Raw genomic sequence first — 19317 nt, forward strand, 5'->3', positions numbered from 1 at the left:
ACCATTAAGGCACTAAGGGCTACACCAAGGGAAGGCTGGCTACCAAGAAAACGAGCGCAGCGAGATTTAGTCTATCTCCGCGAGCGAATCACCGAAACTGGCATTAGTTCATCATAAGTTCCCGTCAGCGTAGGCGTCTGGATGTTACCGGTATAACGGCGGACTTCGCGGTGAACAAAGTTGAACAGTTCCTGGATGGAAACGAGCTTATCGCCATTGCTGTCGGCTTCTCCCTGCATACCCCGGATGAGGTAGTGGCTGAAGATACCGGACCGGAGCCCACCGTCTTCTAGGCTGATCTCTTCGCCCTTGCTGGAGAGCAGAAGCGCGGTGGAGGCCTGGGCATTGTTCAGCGCGTCGTAGTAAGCATTCAGGGTGGCATCAACACCGCCGCCTCCGATACCACCTCCTTTAGCATTGTCCCTACCGCCAAGGCTGCCACTGTGGCAAGCATCGGCGATGACGAGTTTGTGGCGTGCACGGCTCGCCATCAAAGCGTCGCGCAATTGGTAGTGTTCGAGGCGATTGACGAATCCGTCGTAGTCGACGGGTAGGAAGGATCCCTTTAAACCGTGACCGCTGAAATAAAAGAGGATGACATCGTTTTCATCGGCACGTCGGTAAGTTTCCCGCATGGCCATGATGATGTTGCGGTGGGTGGCGTCCTCGTCAATAAGCACTTTTACCTGCTCGTTGGGCAGGGCCCCTCCTTCCACACTGCGGAGGAAACCGGCAAGTTGGTAAGCGTCATCGTCGGTGTACTTGAGGGTCCGCATATGGGTGTACCGGGCTGCACCCACGACGACAGCCCATACTTTCACCGTTGGGTCGAAATCGGGGGTTATATTCTGAGCCGGGCGGCCCATGGCGGAAAATATTTTTCGGTAGAGCGCGCCGTTACGCCATATGCCTCCGTGCATTTCGCCGTCGGCGTAATACATAATGCCTAATCCTTCCGGCTGGTGGTTATTGAATCCACCGTGGTAGGTATTGCCGTTTGTGTAAGCCACCGTTCCGTTTCCAGCGGGTAGGCTGGAATTCACCTTGCCGTAGAAGGTGGTGCCATTGGGGTAGCGATACTTGCCCCGGTTGTTGTCTCCACAACCTCCATTACAATCAGGAGCGGCAGCAAGGTCACCCTGGAAACCAAGGGAGGACCAGTCGGCGTGGAAATTGTCACCTTCCCAGTCTCCGGAGAGTTCGGTTCCGTCTTCGAAGATCATTTTGCCCCGTCCGTCCCGCTGATTATTTTTCCATTGCCCGATGTACTTGTCGCCATTAGCGTACTGCATGGTGCCATTACCCGTAAGATTAGTGCCGTCAGTTTCCCCTTCGTAATAGTCGTTATTAGCAAAAGTGAAAGCGACTTCTCCTTTCAATCGGTCGAAGGCCCAGGTGGCTTTCATTTCATTCTTATTGGCGAAGGTTATGGTGCCTTCTCCATGACGTTTGCCCTGGTGGAAACCACCTACGTAGCTGGTGCCATCAGCTTCAGTCATCCGGCCTTCACCTTCCTGCAGAGAGTTCCGCCAATGGCCCACATAGCGTGCACCGCCGGGGTAGGTAAGCATGCCAAGGCCATGAAATTCTGCTTTTCTAAAAGGACCTTCGTAGGTAGCGCCATCGGGAAAACGCATTTTTCCATTGCCACTCAGGCAATCTCCCCGCAGGCAGGTACCTTGAGCGGAAAGTGTGAAACAGGCACTGCAAAGGCAGGCCAAAATGAAAAGGCGAATCATGTTTTGGGAATTTAAGGCAGGTAAAAAAGCTTTCTGTAAATCGGTTATCTATTTAGCCTTCAAAAGTGAGTAAAAATTGTGGGCTTAAGTGTTAAGGTCAGCATAGCATGAGGGAACGGTAGGTTTGGGCGCAGACGCGGGTGCAAAATTCCCCGGTTGCGCCGCTGGCGCAGCCCCGAAGGGCGGGGGTAGAGGAGCAGAGTGGTGGAGGAGGGGAGGAGAGCACTAAGGGACAAGGTTTTTCACTAAGTATGACCGAAAGGCTGTGGGCGAAAGGTCAGGCTCAAAACCTGGCTACTCCTCTCCCCAACTTTGCACCTGCGTCTGCGCCCTGAAATGCACATACCTGCACCTATAGCACATCTTTGGTCTATGCCCGATATTCCCGTTAGTATAGCTCTTATTGCCTGAGTGTCTTAGTGGTTATCTATCCCGAGCAGCCCCAAACATACTGTAGGCTTACCGTCAAAATCTTGTTCTTCTTCACCGAGACCTCTTCAGTTGTCAGCAACCTCAGGGCCAACGGCAGTGAAACACTCGTAGACTTTCCAGCAACGTTCATCGATTTTAGACGGCAATGCTTGATTCCTGTAGAAATCTCCCGTACTATTGCACTGTATTACATAACTAATACACTCAAGCAATGATAATTCAAGCCAATAACCTGAAGCATTCCTACGGTAGCCTAAAGGTGCTGGACGGGGTGAATTTTTCGATACAAGAGGCTGGTATAACCGGTCTGTGTGCTCCGAACGGGGAGGGTAAAACGACACTGCTTAAGCTGATTGCCGGCCTGCAATTTCCAGGTTCCGGAACCATTACTGCGCTGGATCAAATCCCTCAGGACCGTCCGCTTGATTTGCTCCAACGGCTTTACTTCCTGCCGAGTGAACCTTACTTTCCCAAGTGGTCACCTCGCAGGATAGCGAAGTATTACGCGCCCTTTTACCCCAACTTCAACCATGAGCTTTTCGAGGAGACGCTCAAAGAGTTTCGGGTGGAGGCCAACAAGCCATTGAACAGGGTTTCCTTTGGCCAGAAGCGACGGGCGCAGCTCGCTTTTGCCCTCGCCACCCGAACCCAGGTATTACTGCTTGATGAACCCACCATTGGGCTCGATATTCAGGGCAAGGACCAATTTCGCCGCTCCCTGATTGCCGGCACCGAGGCTGGGCAGACGATCATCATTGCAACCCATCTGCTCAGTGAAATTGAACCGGTGCTCGACCACGTCATATTGTTGAACGGTGGACGAATCGATGCACACCTTGCCATCGACGTCGCGCAGCGATTTTACAGCTTTAACCTAAGTACGAAACCATTGCCCTACGGCGATAAAGGCTACGCCCGCAGGGTACCTGGCGGTTGGCTCACCGTACACGCCGACGGTCGCCCGGGAACCGCGACCTTCGACCTTGAAACCCTTTACCTGGCCCTTACCGACGGCGGCTTGCCCCGCCCGATTGATGCCGAAAAAAGATAAGACCATGAATAGTTTTCAAAGAGTACTATTGGCTTCTCGTGCAGCCATCAGAGAAATGCCGGGGGTATATTATTTGCTCTCGTCGGGCATTGTGCTTACTGTGTTATTCTTTATCGGTTTGATAGGAAAGGACGATGATGCAACGAGCGGGTTACTGTACAATCAATACACTGTTTTTGATGCCGACATAATGATGGGCATCATCATTATTGTTGGGTGGCTTTCCGCCACGATTATTTGCGGCGCTGCCTTTTTTAAGGACTTTAAGGAAGAGGATCGGGGAGTAAGGTACTTTTCACTTCCGGTGAGCAATAAGGAAAGGTTGGCCAGCTTGTTGTTGGTAAATTGGGGCTTCGTTTCCCTCATCTCTTTTGTGCCGCCCTTGCTATTAGCTGGTTTTAGTTGGTTAGTTGCCCCGGATTTTATCCTCTTTCCTTCACCACAGTATTTGTTGCCAGTGTTGTTTGTTGGTCCGCTGGTTCATTTAATCTCTTCTTCCTACTGGATGTTCTCTTCGATCGCTTACCCGAAGCTTAGCGCCATATTCATCCTTGGCTTTTTGGGTCTGGCAGCTTTGTACCTTTCTCAGACCCGAAATCTGTATTCAGACCGAATTGACATCGAACATACAACTACCGCATTTGATGCGACTAATGTGGTGGGAATGATGGATGATGGATTCCTTATTAAGGAGTCTGCGTCGTCACCGATCCCGTACTATTTGGAGGAGTGGAATACACTGGCAATCTGCCTGATGGGAGTATGCTTGCTGTTTATGCTGATGTCAATGGGAATGGCCCTAAACCGAAAAACTACCTGATTTATGGATATTCAAGAAACCAGTCAGGGAATTTACCGACAAATCGCAGAATTCGGCATTGAGCAGGTCTTGAGCGGTGTTTGGGCCGGGGGGGAGCGTATTCCTTCTGTACGCCAACTAGCTGCTGAAGTGGGGGTTAACCCCAATACTGTGATGCACGCCTACGACTATTTGAAATCGCTGGAGATCATTGAAACGCAGCGAGGTAAAGGCTTCTTCGTTACCGAAGCCGGTCGTAATGCTGCGGTCCAACTGCGCCGGCAAACTTTCCTGGAGGAGGAGTTGCCCCGACTCAGGAAGAACCTTGAGTTACTCGAAATCGATGCCAAGGAATTACACGAACTTCTTTTCCCACCCTCCATCACCAATCAATTATGAAAATCCCACTTCTAATTTTCGTCGGTAGTGTATTGGCACTTTTTGCCAGTGATTTTTTCCTGACCGTACTACCCAGGATTGAACAGCAAAAGCTGGGGGAGGAACATCCGGAGGTTAAGGCATTTATTGCCAGTATCGACAACGTAGTAGATGCTACGGGTGGGCCGGTCCTGGAAAAACGATTTGCTGTCGGTCTGCTTAACCGGGTGACGGTAAATCCTGGATTCAGGGTTATTCACAACCCGGAAATGGGGCGTGAGGTGATCGCTTCTGGCCCGCAAGCAGCGTTGGAACAACTGGAGATCAGCCACAAGACGGGGCGGATCGTTCCGGACTTTAAAAGGCCGGTTCGCCTGACAAAGCTGGTGGAAATACGGTTAAATCTGCACGCTCATGGTTCACGGGAAATGCGGATCAGTTTAGCCAGAGTACCGGTAGAAAGCACCATCCTGCAACCGGACTTCGTCACCCAGGGGGCGTTGAATTTCCAAATGCTGCGCATCGCCAACTTTCCCGATCATCCGCTACAAATTGCGAGTCGGGACCTGATGGTTTACTCTTTGGACGACCTGTCTAACCTGCATGGATCTGTTGATCGCCTGGAGATTATGTACGATGAGCCCGGCGATGCACGGAACCTGGCCACGGCGCCAAATTTGAAGTTTAGAAAGCTACTGCGGACTAAAATGGGGCGGGATTAATTCTTTGGACCTGCTCAGGTTTAGGGGGCGGGGGCGCAGGTGCACAGAGGGGGTTTTGAGCAAGGGCTACTGAACTTACAATATTTCGTGATCGCCTAACGAAAACGAGGGGCTGCACTTGATCCTGCGGATCTACGCTGACCCCTCGCTACGAGAGACGGCCCTCCGGGCCTTTGCGACACATCGAATGAACTGGTCAACGCTGTACTTACGGCGCTAGCTGTAGCTACTGTCCACATTCAACCATTCTCTAATTCACTAACTCAACACCCCATGTTACGTTACCTACCCCTTCTCCTGCTATGTTTCTCCTGTGGAGAACCGGCACCAGAACTTGTCCTGAACGAAGGCGAAATTTATGATGACAGCCACCGTACCAACGTCGGTAAAATTGTCTTTATGACCGATTGGATCAGCTATGAAGACTTCAGGGAGGCCGATCATCTGACCACCGTGGACCTGAATACCACCACCGAACTCAACGGCCGGATGTTCCTCGACAAAACCATCACCGCCCACCTGCATGACCTGGCCCCCGGTCTTTCCGTGCGTGAATTATGTGATGCCGGTAGTTTTCAATTCACCTTTTTAGTCGACGGTGCAGTAGTGTACGTGAACAACCTGCAAACGGGCGCCGGTTCCTGCGAAGACAAAAACGAGGTGACCGTTTTTGGAATTCCACTGCGCGGAGCCGAAGAACAAGACCATTGGGGGCGTTTCCTTTGGATGAAATTCATGAAACTCGGTGGAGGAGAAACGGCGCTTGATGGCGGTAACCACCTTTTGGAAATTGAAGTCCGGCCTTACCTGGACAAGGGCGAAGTGGTTACCGGTCCATTGATAGCAAAGGGAGGAATTAGGGTGAACACTACCGAACGGGAGGTTGACCCGGCAAAGGTCGTGGTACAAGCCATCGCTCCTACTGACCGGTTTCCCACAACTGAAGATGTACTCGACTCAGACCGGATTGAGGCCATGAACCGAAAGATTGCTACCGGCCAGTTTGAAGATATAACCAGTGTCGTTGTACTCAAAAACGGGGCCCTTGTCCTGGAGGAATACTTTAATGGTGCAGACCGTACCACCATTCATGATACCCGTTCTGTGGGAAAATCGTTTGCCGGAGCCTTACTTGGGCAAGCAATTAAAGCGGGTCACCTAAAAAGTATTGATCAACCCTTAGCCGGATTCTATGACCTCAACAAATTTGGGCATCCTTCATCTTTTAAAGCGAAAACAACCCTCCGCCAACTCCTTACCATGACCGCAGGTTTTGCCAGCGATGATGCAGATCCGGATTCCCCCGGCCAGGAAGAGAAAATGTACCCTACCAGGGACTGGGTTCGGTTTACCCTCGATCTGCCCGCTCGTGAAAAGACGGACTGGCAGTACTCCAGTGCTGGCGTAGTGGTGCTGGGAGACATTGTGCACCGATTGGTGCCCGGAGGGTTGGAAGCGTTCGCTGCCAGGCAGTTGTTCTCCCCACTTGGTATTACTGATCAGCAATGGCAACGTACGCCAACGGGGGTGGGCAATACCGCAGGAAGCCTCCAAATGTCATCTCTTTCCCTTGCGGCTTTCGGGCAGTTGTACCTCGATGGCGGGCGGGATTTACTCCCCGCTGGCTGGGCCGAAGAAAGTCTATCTCCCCTTGTTGCCCGAAACGATGATAAGGACGGGCATTACGGTTACCTTTTCTGGCACGACGTCCTCACGGTAAACGGAGCAACTTATCCAGTAGCCTATGCAAGTGGGAATGGTGGAAATAAGGTGATGATGATTCCAGGGTTAGAGGTTGTTGTTGTTATTACCGGAACAGCTTACGGAATGCCATATGCCCATCTACAGACTGAAGAGATGGTGGAGAATTATTTGCTGGAGGCAATTTTGGTTAAGTAAGCAAAGGTGAATGAGCTAGGCTTCAAGGGCGAGCGGGTTATGCCCCGATGGGGTCTGGTTTTAATCAGGGCTGACATCCCACTCGCCCCAAAACCTTCCCATGCACCTGCGGCCGCGCCTCCTGAGAAACTAGGAACCAGGAACCAGTTCCCCAGCTCCTGCTCTCCTGCTTTTAGCTCCTGGTTCCTGGTTTCTAATCCCTACCTTCGCACTGTGAAATTTACAGACTATCCCCTCGCTTCCGAAATCATTCGTAGTATCGGTAAACTCGGTTGGAAACGCCCGACGGACATCCAGTATAAGGCCATCCGGCACATATTGGCCGGTGAGGACGTTATGGGCATTGCCCAGACAGGAACGGGGAAGACTGCCGCTTTCGCCATCCCTGTCGTACAATTAATCCATACAGGAAAAGAGAATGCGCGCCGTAAGGACGGAATCAAATGTCTGGTCATGGTCCCCACCCGGGAACTGGCGATGCAGTTGCATTCCGTTTTTGATGACTTGGCTAAGGGGACGCGTGTAAACGTATTTGCCCTGACCGGTGGGGTAGAACAAGATCCACAGATTCAACAATTACAGGAAGGTGTGGACATCCTGATCGCCACGCCAGGTCGTATGTTCGACCTCCTTAACCAAAAGGTCTTACGCCTGGAACGGGTAAATATTCTGGTGTTGGACGAGGCAGACTTGATGCTAGATCTCGGGTTCATTGAAGATATTCGGGGCGTACTCGGACACCTGAAAATGCGCCGGCAAACCTTATTCTTCTCCGCAACGATCAATGAAAAGATCAAAAAACTGGCGTATACGCTGGTGAAAAAACCGATCAGGATTCAGATCAGCCCTAAGGATCCAATTTCCAAAAACGTGGACCATTCCGTGGTTTTCATCGATATGGACGACAAACGGTTCTTTCTGGAACGGTTCATGAAAGAAAATCCAGAGGCTAAAATCCTCGCTTTCGTACGAACAAGAGTACGCGCTGAGCGGGTGAGCAAAGCGATGGCCCGGGTGAAAATTCCTTCTTTGGTCCTGCACGGAGAATTGAGCCAGGAGGACAGAAATATAGCGTTGGAAGCATTTCGTGAGAACGAGCAACGACTGATGGTTGCTACCGACGTTAGTGCACGTGGCATCGACATCCCCGATGTAACCCACGTGATCAATTACGATTTACCTGACCAGGCCGATAATTACGTTCACCGGGTTGGGCGGACTGGCCGTGGTACGCGCCGTGGCTTTGCCTATTCCTTCTGTGCACCCGAAGAACACGACAAGCTGCGGGCGGTGGAGGCCTACACGGGTACGGAAATCAAGGTGGTAGAATTGGACCGGAGCAAGTACCGGGAAACCATCGCCTTTAGCCGCGAAGACGGTATGAATCTCGAAGAATTGATGAAGGAAGTTGAGGAAACGCTCAAGCGGAAAAAGAAAAAAAAGGGCAAGTGATAAGTTTCCGATATTACGGCTGAACCAATAACCTAATATTGTCGATGCGTAACCTACTCTTTTTTGTATTTTCCTTCTTTTTGTCAGCCGCGCTATCGGCACAACCCATGTTTTCAAACCAGTCTGGTTTGCTCTCCACCGGCAATACTCACAGTGGCGTTGCCATGGCCGTTGTGGATGTGAATAAGGATGGCCTGGATGACATCATACGAATAGGTGACGGTAGGAATATTCGTATTGAATTTCAGCATGTGGGCGGTAGTTTTTCCGCCTACCTGTTTCCTACGGCTCTTTCCACCCGGACCTGGGGAATAACCGTGGCCGATGTCGATGGTAATGGCGTTAGGGATATTGCCGTGGGCGGGACCAATAACAGCACGGAAATTTGGTTTGCGGAAGATCCTTTGAACCCATTAGGTTTTAGCAGTACTCCCTTGCCTGAAGTCTTTTTCCTGCAAGGCGCTAACTTTATTGATATTAACAATGATGGGCTCGTCGAATTTTTCGCTTGTGATGATGTAGACATATCAAAGCCCTACCGCTACAGCGGAGGCCAATCTATGACTTACGACCTTAACCTTTTATCGGCCTATTCTACTGTCCCGTCGGATAATTCAGGAAATTACGCTTCCGTTTGGACAGATTACGATGACGACGGTGACCTGGATATGTATTTAAGTAAATGTAAACTGGGGGTCGGGGATCCTACAGATGGCCGGCGTTTAAACCAGTTGTTTAGAAATAACGGTGACGGAAGTTTTACCGATGTAGCCGAGGCTGCTGGTTTGTTGCCATTAGCCCAGAGCTGGTCTGCTGATTTTGCGGATATTGATAACGATGGAGATATGGACTGCTTTGTAGTCAATCACGACAAAAGTGGCGCACTTTACCGAAACGACGGTAATAATGTATTCACTGATGTAACCGTTGCTACGGGAATAGCGGCCTCCCTCCCCGTTACCTCCAGTGGGATTCAGTGTAATTTTGAAGACTTCAATAATGACGGATGGATTGATCTCTTACTCACCCATGGACAGGGGATTCCGCTAATCATTTATCAGAATAATGCCGGGACCGGTATGGTGCAACTCATTGGCAGCCAGCTTATCGGACCGCTCAATGAACAAGCACCTCAAAGCGTAGCTACAGGCGACCTGAATAATGATGGATATATTGATTTCTACGGAGGATATGCCTCTGGCTATAATCTCCCCAGTACTTCGGAGCCAGACGTAATGATGATCAATACCAGGAGTGGTGCTAACCACCTGAAATTTCGGCTGCAAGGGGTAGCTTCCAATTTTGATGCTATAGGCACCAAGATTAAAGTGTACGATTCGGATTTCGGTGTCCAGGTACGGGAAGTCCGTTCAGGAGAAGGCTACGGCATCATGAATTCGCTTACGCAGCACTTCGGTTTGGGGGCTACGACCATGGTGGACAGTGTCGTTATCCGCTGGCCGAGCGGGTTGACGGAAATCGCTTTCAACGTTTTGGCCAACCAGACCCTGGCTGTCGAGGAGGGCTCCTTTGATCAATCGCTACCCCTGGAATGGCAATCGTTTACTGCCATAACCGCAGGAAAGGAGGTGCAACTTGACTGGTCAACGAGTCAGGAACGGGGAACGAGTCATTTCATCATCGAACGTAGTACTAATCTGACGCACTGGACAGAAGCTGGCAGGGAAGCTGCGCGGAATGAATCTGGTGCCCAAGCCTACCTGGCCTTCGATGAAAGCCCACTCCCGGGTACGTCGTATTACCGGTTACGGCAGGTGGACGTAGACGGCGCATTTACTTATAGCTCAATTGCGACCGTCAGTTTCGCAGTTGCTGCCTTCGAAATATTTCCTAATCCGGCCGGAGAATGGGTCAATGTGCGGAACGAAAGTAGTGCCGCCCTTTACAGCATCGAGTCTATTGATGGCCGGGTTCTTAGCCAGCCCGAAGTTGCGCGCGGTAACCGCTTGTCGTTATTGGGGCTGGCTCCTGGCGTTTACCTTATCCGGTCAGGTGGAGAGGCACGCAAACTCGTGGTTCGTTAGGCTATTTAATTGCATCAAAGCAAAAGGAGATTAATGACTAGTGTTCGTCACCAAAGCCTCCTCTGCATTGCCGCGCTCCTTAACGAACAACCAAAGCACGGCCGAAATCCCCAAGGTAATCGCCGAAATCCAGAAGATGGAACTTTTGTCTGCTGAATGCTCGATGTAGCCGCCCAACCGGGAAGCGACGATCTGCGGCAACACCACCGATAGATTGAACAGCCCCATCATCAGCCCCATCCGGCGCTGGTCTACCACTTCAGACATAATGGCAAAAGGCAAGCTCACGATCGCCGCCCAGCCAATACCAACTACCGCCATCAGGGTGTAGAAGGCCGCCAGGGAACTACCGTAGGCCACGATCAGTCCGTAACCAATAGCACTGATGGCAATGGCTAAAGCGTGAGTTTTTACCCGCCCAATATGTCGGGCTACAGGCTCCAGGACGAGGGCCGGTAACAAGAAGCCAACGGTGTTCAGGATAGCGAATGATAAGCCTATGCTTGCCCCGATGGCATCGTTCTGGTCTCCGGTAAGTTTAGCTGCCGTGTCAAAACCCATGATCACTTCTTTGATGTAACCGAAGGTGTAGATAAACATCGTTTGTACGCCTACCCAGGTGAAAGCGTGCGCCAGGCAAATCATTAAGAATGCTGGCCAGTTGGTGCCGCCAATCCGGACGGAGCTGGCGGTATTCACCTCGTCCGCTGCGTCTACGAATACGTCTGCCGCAGAAGCAACCCCGTCATCAAGGTCGTTGCCGGCCAGTTCCCGGGGTTCTTTGATGAAGAAAGGCGGGAAGACTGAGAATAGGAAAACAATGACTACCCCGACGTAGATCACGTTGTAATTATTGGTGAAATACCCGATCAGGTAGGCGGCGACGCCGAAGGCACCGGAGATGGTTTGCATCCAGGTGTAGCCCTTTGTCCGGGCGTCTCCACTGGGGGTGACGTCAGCAATGACTGACCGTGCGGGGTTGAAACTTACGTTAATGGCTAAATCCAGCATTAATGCCACCGTTAGCGCAACGCCAATGACACTTTCAAGGCCAAGGGCATTTTGGATAATGCCGAGGTAGGGCAGGGCAAAGATCATGGCCGCAGCAAGGGCGCCGCCAATGACGATAAATGGCCGCCTCCGGCCGCCCATGAACCAGACGTTATCACTGATGACCCCCACGATCACCTGGCCCAAAATACCGGCCAGGGGGCCGGCTAGCCAAACATTGCCGATCTCCTCGAGATTAAGGCCATACTGCGTATTCAGGATCCAGCTTAATGCCGCAATTTGAACGCAGAGTGCAAAGCCCATCGCAGTTGCGGGCAATGACAACAGGGCATACGATGCCCGGGTAGGGGTGGTTTTTTTCACTTCTTTTCGAGTTTACATGAACGACTAGAGGGGGAAGGTAAGGATTAGTCCCTACTTGCCCCGAACGGCAGATCATCAAACAAACTCCCCTCTTCCTCCAACTCCTCGATATCTTCGCTTTCTACAAGGAATAAGGTGTTCTTGGCCCGGGTGATAGCAACGTATTTCAAATTGGTCTCCTGTACCTTCTCCCAGTCTTTTTGTTGTTGCCTGGCCCAGGGTAATTTATCGTAGTCAATGATGAAGACCCGGTCTTCTTCCAGGCCTTTGGCCCGGTGTATGGTAGACAATTTAATGGCATTCTCCTTGGCCGAAACCTGGTCCTTGATCCGCTCCAATATCTTGGTTACCGAAGTACACTTCTTCTGCCATAACTCGTAGCGCTTGTGCAGAAATTCCAGCCTTTTTTCCAGATAATCAGTCTCCTCCTGCAGGAATAACTCCCGCTCAGTGGCCTTAGGTATTTTTCCTGCGTTCTGGCGAATGACCCACATATTCCGATGGAATACCGTTTGCTTCAACGCCTCGAAGGTCTTGTATCGCCGTTTGACGGAGGCCTGTAGTTCATCCTGCTTAAAGAGCGTTTTTAGCTCGCCGATGAACTCCCTCGCTTCATCTTCAGAAACCTGGATCTTCGTTCCTCGTTCAATAAAATCGAAGACCAATACCAGCAGAGGCGCTCGTAGCCGGCTGATGACGAGATCACCCGGACGGGCAAGCTCAACCACCTGTTCAATTAAAATGGGTTCAACGTTGCCGACTTCAGTTTTGGCCCCAACGATGTCTTCGCGAATCTCGCGGGCAAGGTCAATTATCGTGGTAGGGCACCGAAAGCAGGTCGTCAGCGGAAGTGCCGTGGCGCGGGTCATCCGCGCTACCCGGCTGAAGGATTCCACATCAGCGCCAGTAAAGCCATAAATGGATTGCCGGGGATCCCCAACGGCCAGTACCCGGCTGCCCTGCTTGCCGTACTTGGCCGCTACGGCAAACTGTGCTTTGGAGAGGTCCTGGCATTCATCGATGAAAATCCAATCAAATTTTGTAGCTGCGTTGAGTTTCCAGACGAAGGGCAGGTAGATCATGTCCGTGAAATCAATGATGAAGCTTCGGGCAGCCAGATCGTTTCCGGCGGTGAGCAGCAATCGGTGTGCGGCATAGTACACCTCCAGCTCCTCATGAAAGGTCTTACTTTTTTCTTCCGTAGGCGTGAAAACACCAAAGTGCTCAATCAACGAGGTGAAATCTTCAAAACTCGGCCCGTTCAAGGTAGCCCGGTGCTTTTGGTTGATGTTCAGTAACCGACTGCGAATGCGGTACATCAGGTTCTTGATGGCAAACTTCTGTCGGCTGTCGCCACTTTTTGCTGCTTCGGGATTGAGGTTGTTTAGTTCACAGAGCGCCTTAAAATGCGGGGAAAGCTTGGTCTGCATGTCCTCGCCCTGAAACAGCGTGGTGTATTTGTACTCTCTGAGTTGCAGGCGCGATCCATAGTCGCTATTCTCCCGCAATATCCTTAATCCGAGGGAATGGATGGTTTGTACCGTCACCTCCGGCATACCCCGATCTTTGAACTTCCGGCGGATTTCCTTGGCAATGCTGTTGTTGAAAGCACAGAACAATACCTTGGCTGGATCCCTGGCGTAGCTGGTACACTCCATGATGGTCGTCGTCTTCCCCGCGCCAGCCACGGCGTCTATGATGCCATGACCCTTGCCGGTGCGGACGAAGTCGAAGATGTGTTCCTGCTCGGGGGTAAAGGTCACTGGTGGAGTTGCTGCTGGGCGGGCAAGATATGGATTAACTTACAATTTGTGGTTTAAAATTTTCAAATCGTTGTTGTGTTGGTAGTTTTAAGTCGACTTATTATAAGTGTTTAGGGCTGCTACGCAGCTAGTTGCTTTCACAGAGGGCAGCGCGGAGGGAGGCACGGAGGTGGCACAGAGTTCCCGTCAATGGAAGGGGATTGGTAGGGCTTTCGTATAAAGACATGGGCTCTTTGTTGCTCAAAGCGATGTCCTCTCTCAGTTAAACCAGGAATCAAGCAGCTCCACCACCTAAGTCGTAAACCAAAGTCTTCAGCCCACACCTCCTACTTCTCCTCGTAGTGGTAAGGAGTGGTTCGTCCCAGGCTGGCATAGAAAGCTTTGTTCATCCTAAAGTGAAGCTCCATTGTTTTATTCAGATAGGCCTCCACGGAACCCAGGCCGATGGCTGCTCTGCGCACATTGACCGTCAGGCTGTCCGCCAATGGTTGGGGTACGGCCATCATATTATCGAGGTAGTCGAGTTGGGTGCCATACCACTGCTTTTCCCCTTTCGCTAGCCGGACCCGGTCGGTGAGGTAGGCAAAGTCGACAGCACTGACTGCCTGACGATCCACCAACGGGCGCATTGCTACCAATACCTCCTCCTGAAATGTCGGATCATAGTCCATATGCTGCACCAGTAACCAGAATTGATGTTGCCCTTCCGGGCCAACAAGCGTGGTATCTGGATAGCCCTGCATTTTAAATATTTCCTTGACCAACTCGCCGTTATGGCGGAAAACGCTGTCCCGCAAAAAATCCCGCCGTTCCAACGGTAAGCTGTCCTGGGCGGTATAAAAGAATTGCTGTATTTCCTGGTCGACCTTCACCATGTCCGCCAACCGTTGCTGAAGGGCTGGGTCAGGAACGGTAGGTTCTGGTTGAGGCGCTGAGTTGCACGCCAATAGGAACATAAGCAGCAAGAAGGAGAAAGTTAGTTTCATGTCGATGATAAATGAAGTACGCTGAACGGAGCGTGTGAATGAAAAAATTAGCTGATTAATTTTCTTGGGCCCTTACCCTTAGAAGCTCCGCAAAGCATTCCCGTCAAAACCATACTCGGCCGTCTGGATCCAATCCCCAAAATCCTTAGTCACTGAATACCAGGGGTTGCCGTCTCTGTGGGCAGGGTTAACCAGCACGTGTATGTCTTGCGCCGGCATATAGCTCTGGGCCAGTAAGACCAGGACTTCGCCGGTGGTTTCATTTACGGCTTTGTCGACCACAATGACGGCGTGGCCCGGGCTGCCTCCTTTGATCAGGACATCACCGGCATCGATGTAGGCTTTGTCCTTCGGTTTTAACTCATGTACGAGCGAAGCGGTTCCAGCGTAACTGAAGACCATAGTGAGGTACTTCCGGAAGGATTTATAGTCGGGGGTAGCGCCGCTACCGGGGGTCCAGTCAACGCGGTTGCCCTTTACCCGGATGCGTTGGCCCTTGCGCCAACGGGCGTATTCGGCGTTGAAGCCACTGACGAAGTTGAAGTGGATATCAGCAAACCGTTCCTGTTCATATAGGTATTCGGCCCGCAGGCGCATCACGGCGTCGGCGCATTGCTGGAGGTCCCGGTTTCCCACGTCTACGTCGAGGACGGCGGCGTGAGCCCTTTGGTTCCCCTTTTCGACGCCGTTGAACAGCAGGACTTTAGTACCGTGTGGTTTCAGCGGTTGGTGGCGAAGGTAGTGGCCGAAAGCATCTTCGATATAAGCAGTTCGGGTGTAGCCATCCGGTGTTGGGAAGCGAGTGGGGATGGTGGTGCCGGCTGGGTTGACAAAACTGATCGTTACGGGAATGGTCGGTACAGTGTCTTTGGCGGTGTAAGGAAGCGATGGAGCCTCGGAATTACCGCAGGCGAACAAGCTGAAGGAAAGTAAAAGAATTATTAGGCGCATAAGGGGTTAAGGGAGGATTCAGGAACTTAACGTTGTCAGCACCTTGCTTCTTGTTCTCCTTATTGCACCTGCGGCCGCGCCTGAAAAAGTTACTCTTCGCCAAGGTCTACTCCTTGATAAATAACGGACATTGGGACAGAGATGCCAAGCGTATTGATTTCCACTTGCTGGTCTAACCGATAGTAATTACCAATTTGCCAATCGCCCCGGTCTTTTCGGTAGTAGGCATGGATTTGAAAGCTCTTACTATCAATCAGAATGTATTCTTTGAAGCTTGGAAGTGTTTTGTAAGCGTCGAACTTCTCGCCCCGGTCTTTTCGCTCTGTACTCAACGACAGTACTTCAATCAACAGGCTTGGGTTTTTCAATCGGGTAATCCCTCCTGGCTCGAATTCGGGTTCTTCACAAGTAGCGCTGATGTCCGGAAAGTAATGTGCTCCGGTCGCCTGAATGCTTACCGCCATATCACTTGATTTAATGTAGCAGCCGCTTTTGCCCGTACGCAGCGCGACGAATGTATTGTCGGCGATGTCGCTATGGGCTCTATTACCACCGGAGATCATCGTGATTTTTCCACCAGAATACTCCAGTCTTACGTCGCTGTTGGCGAGCAACTCTAAATGTTCAGCAATTGAATATTGACGATCTTCTATTTCGCCGGCTTTCATGACTAAATAACGTGGAAAAGATGAGTAATGTTAAATTTACGTCCAATCTCACAAAGTATGCCTCCTCCCTACGTTCGTTCCGCCCACCTCGATGCCGCCGAAGTTTCCTGGTTTGCCCCCATCTGCAACGGCGATGATCGCTACCTGGGCGTCCGCGACCCTTTCTATAAAAGCAGCTACCGGAATGCTGCACAGATTGCGCGCACGGCGGACGAACTCGGCTACCGGAATATGCTGTTGCCGAGCAGCTACCAGGTAGGGCAGGATACCCTGACCTTTGCCGCCGCGCTGGCGCCACAACTCCGGCAAATGAACCTGCTCACCGCCATCCGCTGCGGCGAGGTGCACCCACCGATGCTGGCCCGGGCGCTGGCTACACTTGACCATATGCTGTTGGGCAAACTGACCGTCAACATCATCAGCAGCGACTTGCCCGGGACCACCGTGGACAGCCCGACTCGGTACCGGAAAAGCCGGGAAGTGATTGAGATATTGAAGCAGTGCTGGACGCAGGATCACTTGTTGTTCAAGGGCGAATTCTATAACCTCGACTTGCCAACGGCACCGGTCAGGCCCTATCAGCAAAACGGTGGACCGTTGCTCTATTTCGGCGGATACAGCCCCGACGGCGTGGAACTATGTGCCGAGCATTGCGACGTGTACCTGATGTGGCCGGAAACGGAGGCGAAGATTCAGGCACTGATGGACAATGTGGGCGCGGCCGCAGGTGCAAAGTTTGGCAGGAAGGTCGACTTCGGTCTCCGGGTGCACGTCATCGTCCGGGAAACCGAGGCGGAGGCCATCGCTGCCAGCCAATCGCTGATGCAAAACATTGACGCGGAAGCAGCAGAAGAACTGAAAAATCGGGCCCTGGACGCTAAGTCCTACGGCGTGAGCCGGCAGGCAGAGCTCCGCCAGAGCGCCGACAAAGACGGCTTCGCCGAAGAGCATCTGTGGACGGGCATCGGCCGGGCACGCTCTGGCTGCGGAGCAGCCATTGTTGGTAACCCCGACCAGGTGTACGAAAAACTGATGCGCTACCACGCAATGGGCATTCGGTCCTTCATCCTGTCGGGATACCCACACCTGGAGGAGTGTGAATTGTTTGCCCGGTACGTGTTGCCCAGGCTGAAGACTTGTTCTTTACCGGAGGTGCTCGGGCGGTGGCCGGTAGGGATTCCTGATACGCCTTTGGGTGGGGGCTTGCGGGTGTAGATGGGGAATTAACCACTAAGGCACTAAGGGCATTGAGTACTACACTAAGAAGAGGCATACTAGGCAGGATGGGGAATAACCACTAAGGCACTAAGGACATTGAGTACTACACTAAGAATAGGCATGCTAGGCAGGAGGTGGAATAACCATTTAGGCACTAAGGACATTGAGTACTACACTTAAAATAGGCATACTGGGCGGGAGGTGGAATAACCACTAAGGCACTAAGGACATTGAGTTGTACACTAAGATTGTGTGCGGAGCAGTCGCGTAGCGACAAAGCCATATTTGCCTGGGACAAGGAGGTACGACGCAATCCCTGGTAAAAAAGTCGCCCACTTCCTAGCGCGGCGCTCCGCAAAGAACATCGCGACCCCCTCAGATTTATCGCCAGGAATACCTCCGGATTTACCCAAATTCAATAGCTTACAGCATGAAAACGAAAGCCCTTCTATTCCTTGCTCTTTTGTTCCTGGTTGGCACCGGCGTCCGCGCCCAAACCTCCTTCGAACAGCAACTTTTAGGGCTCCCCGATCTTCAAACGGCCAGGAAGGTTGCCGGTCAAAATGGGGAGATGGTCTATGAGCTATTCTTCCGCCAACCGCTGGATCATGGCGATACAACCCAAGGCTTCTTCCAACAAAAGGTATTTCTGACCCACCGGGGTACGAATCAACCCACCGTCATTGTAACGGAAGGCTATACCGCCCCGAGGCCGGCCTACTATGAACTCTCGGACCTGCTGGGCGCCAACCAACTCCGGGTAGAGCATCGGTACTTTGGCGACAGCCAACCTGAGGGCGATGGTTTCGATTACCTGAACCTCAAACAAGCCACCGCCGACTACCACCACCTCCGGGAGATCTTTGCTGATCTCTACCCCGGAAATTGGGTCAGTACCGGCATCAGCAAAGGCGGCGCTACCACCGTCTTCTACCGTTACTTCTTCCCGCAGGATGTCTCCGTCAGCGTCCCCTACGTAGCCCCCATTAACCGGGAGTACGAAGAGCAGCGCATCTATGACTTTCTCGACAATGTGGGTACGCCTGAATGCCGTGCCAGGATCAAAGCACTGCAAACCAGACTGCTCGCTAATGAGGCAGAAGTTCTTTCCTTACTCCGATTCTATAACCTGGGGAAGGGAGACAACTACACTTATAAATACTATGGTGAAGCCTTCGAACTCGGCGTGCTCGAATATCCCTTCGCCTTCTGGCAGTGGGGCGGCGACTGTGATGCCATACCCGATGAAAGAACTTCATTGGAAGGTGCACTGGAGTATTTCCTGGAGGTCGCAGGCATCGACCTTTTCAGTGATCAGCTGATCGATTTTTATGCTGCCCACTACTACCAGGCTGCCACCGAAATGGGGTACTATGGCTACCGGACCAGCAGGTTCAAAGAATTGCTCAAATTTCTACCCACCGACAAGAACGTCATGGCCATTCTTTCCCCCAAACCACTGGAAGCCAAATTTGATGGTAAGTTGCTAAAGGAGGTAGACCGGTGGCTGAAAAAGGAAGGTAATCAGATCGCCTACATCTATGGTGCCAACGATACCTGGACGGCAACGGCAGTACAACCCAACGAAAAGGTGGACGCCGAGTGGTTCATCATGGAAGGGAAGTCTCATGGGGATGCGCGGATCAAAAATATGACGGAGGCGGACCGGGTTAGGTTGCTGGCGGCGCTGGAACGGTGGTTGGAGTAGATGGGGGGAAGAAAAGATCTCCTTAATAACCAAGGTCCCGGATCTCCGGGTCGGGTCATGAAAAATGGACCAGAAGGTTTGGTGCCTGAATTGATGAACGATCAGCCTGGTTTCAAAACTTTCAGAAAAAAA

At 51.8% G+C, this 19317-nt stretch carries 15 protein-coding genes; 9 read left to right on the plus strand and 6 right to left on the minus strand.

All coding sequences use genetic code 11. From position 1 onward, the window contains the following. Positions 1–71: 71 nt before the first annotated feature. Entirely contained in the window at positions 72–1739 is a 1668-nt protein-coding gene (locus B036_RS0126925; RefSeq protein WP_020571833.1) for a caspase family protein, read from the minus strand. Positions 1740–2382: 643 nt separating this feature from the next. Between B036_RS0126925 and B036_RS31345 the strand changes: the two genes are divergently transcribed. The 7 genes from B036_RS31345 to B036_RS0126960 all read left to right on the plus strand — a co-directional run bounded on the left by B036_RS31345 (position 2383) and on the right by B036_RS0126960 (position 10517). Then, positions 2383–3222: an ABC transporter ATP-binding protein gene (locus B036_RS31345; protein WP_020571834.1), complete on the plus strand. Its 840-nt coding sequence runs from the start codon at positions 2383–2385 to the stop codon at positions 3220–3222. 4 nt (positions 3223–3226) lie between these two features. Continuing rightward, positions 3227–4042: a hypothetical protein gene (locus tag B036_RS0126935; RefSeq protein WP_026232386.1), complete on the plus strand. Its 816-nt coding sequence runs from the start codon at positions 3227–3229 to the stop codon at positions 4040–4042. Positions 4043–4045: 3 nt separating this feature from the next. Further along, complete coding sequence (locus tag B036_RS0126940) at positions 4046–4420, plus strand: GntR family transcriptional regulator (protein ID WP_020571836.1); 375 nt, start codon at positions 4046–4048, stop codon at positions 4418–4420. After that, positions 4417–5121, plus strand: a complete 705-nt coding sequence (locus tag B036_RS0126945) for a hypothetical protein (protein ID WP_020571837.1) — start codon at positions 4417–4419, stop codon at positions 5119–5121. Before B036_RS0126940 ends, B036_RS0126945 begins: the two co-directional genes overlap by 4 nt. A 273-nt stretch (positions 5122–5394) precedes the next feature. After that, a complete protein-coding gene (locus B036_RS0126950) occupies positions 5395–7020 on the plus strand; it encodes a serine hydrolase domain-containing protein (protein ID WP_020571838.1) in 1626 nt (541 codons plus the stop codon). A gap of 213 nt (positions 7021–7233) precedes the next feature. Continuing rightward, positions 7234–8472, plus strand: a complete 1239-nt coding sequence (locus B036_RS0126955) for a DEAD/DEAH box helicase (protein ID WP_026232387.1) — start codon at positions 7234–7236, stop codon at positions 8470–8472. 44 nt (positions 8473–8516) lie between these two features. Beyond that, positions 8517–10517, plus strand: a complete 2001-nt coding sequence (locus B036_RS0126960) for an FG-GAP-like repeat-containing protein (RefSeq protein WP_026232388.1) — start codon at positions 8517–8519, stop codon at positions 10515–10517. A gap of 30 nt (positions 10518–10547) precedes the next feature. On the opposite strand, the gene B036_RS0126965 is transcribed toward B036_RS0126960, so the two are convergent. From B036_RS0126965 to B036_RS0126985, 5 genes are all read right to left on the minus strand, one after another. Continuing rightward, positions 10548–11891 (minus strand): MFS transporter, encoded by a 1344-nt coding sequence (locus tag B036_RS0126965; RefSeq protein WP_026232389.1) that lies wholly within the window; start codon positions 11889–11891, stop codon positions 10548–10550. Between the two features lie 44 nt (positions 11892–11935). Next, entirely contained in the window at positions 11936–13654 is a 1719-nt protein-coding gene (locus B036_RS0126970; RefSeq protein WP_020571842.1) for a UvrD-helicase domain-containing protein, read from the minus strand. Positions 13655–13980: 326 nt separating this feature from the next. Further along, complete coding sequence (locus tag B036_RS31350; protein WP_020571843.1) at positions 13981–14640, minus strand: DUF6624 domain-containing protein; 660 nt, start codon at positions 14638–14640, stop codon at positions 13981–13983. A gap of 78 nt (positions 14641–14718) precedes the next feature. After that, positions 14719–15591, minus strand: a complete 873-nt coding sequence (locus tag B036_RS0126980; RefSeq protein ID WP_020571844.1) for a DUF4846 domain-containing protein — start codon at positions 15589–15591, stop codon at positions 14719–14721. A gap of 89 nt (positions 15592–15680) precedes the next feature. Continuing rightward, positions 15681–16259 carry a Uma2 family endonuclease gene (locus tag B036_RS0126985; RefSeq protein ID WP_020571845.1) on the minus strand — a complete coding sequence of 193 codons (579 nt, stop codon included), beginning with the start codon at positions 16257–16259 and terminating at the stop codon, positions 15681–15683. Between the two features lie 57 nt (positions 16260–16316). Between B036_RS0126985 and B036_RS0126990 the strand changes: the two genes are divergently transcribed. Both B036_RS0126990 and B036_RS31355 read left to right on the plus strand, forming a co-directional pair. Then, positions 16317–17474 (plus strand): LLM class flavin-dependent oxidoreductase, encoded by a 1158-nt coding sequence (locus B036_RS0126990; protein WP_020571846.1) that lies wholly within the window; start codon positions 16317–16319, stop codon positions 17472–17474. A gap of 433 nt (positions 17475–17907) precedes the next feature. Next, positions 17908–19185 (plus strand): S28 family serine protease, encoded by a 1278-nt coding sequence (locus B036_RS31355; RefSeq protein WP_020571847.1) that lies wholly within the window; start codon positions 17908–17910, stop codon positions 19183–19185. Positions 19186–19317: the final 132 nt, after the last annotated feature.

The organism is Neolewinella persica DSM 23188, from assembly GCF_000373105.1.
Classification (GTDB): domain Bacteria; phylum Bacteroidota; class Bacteroidia; order Chitinophagales; family Saprospiraceae; genus Neolewinella; species Neolewinella persica.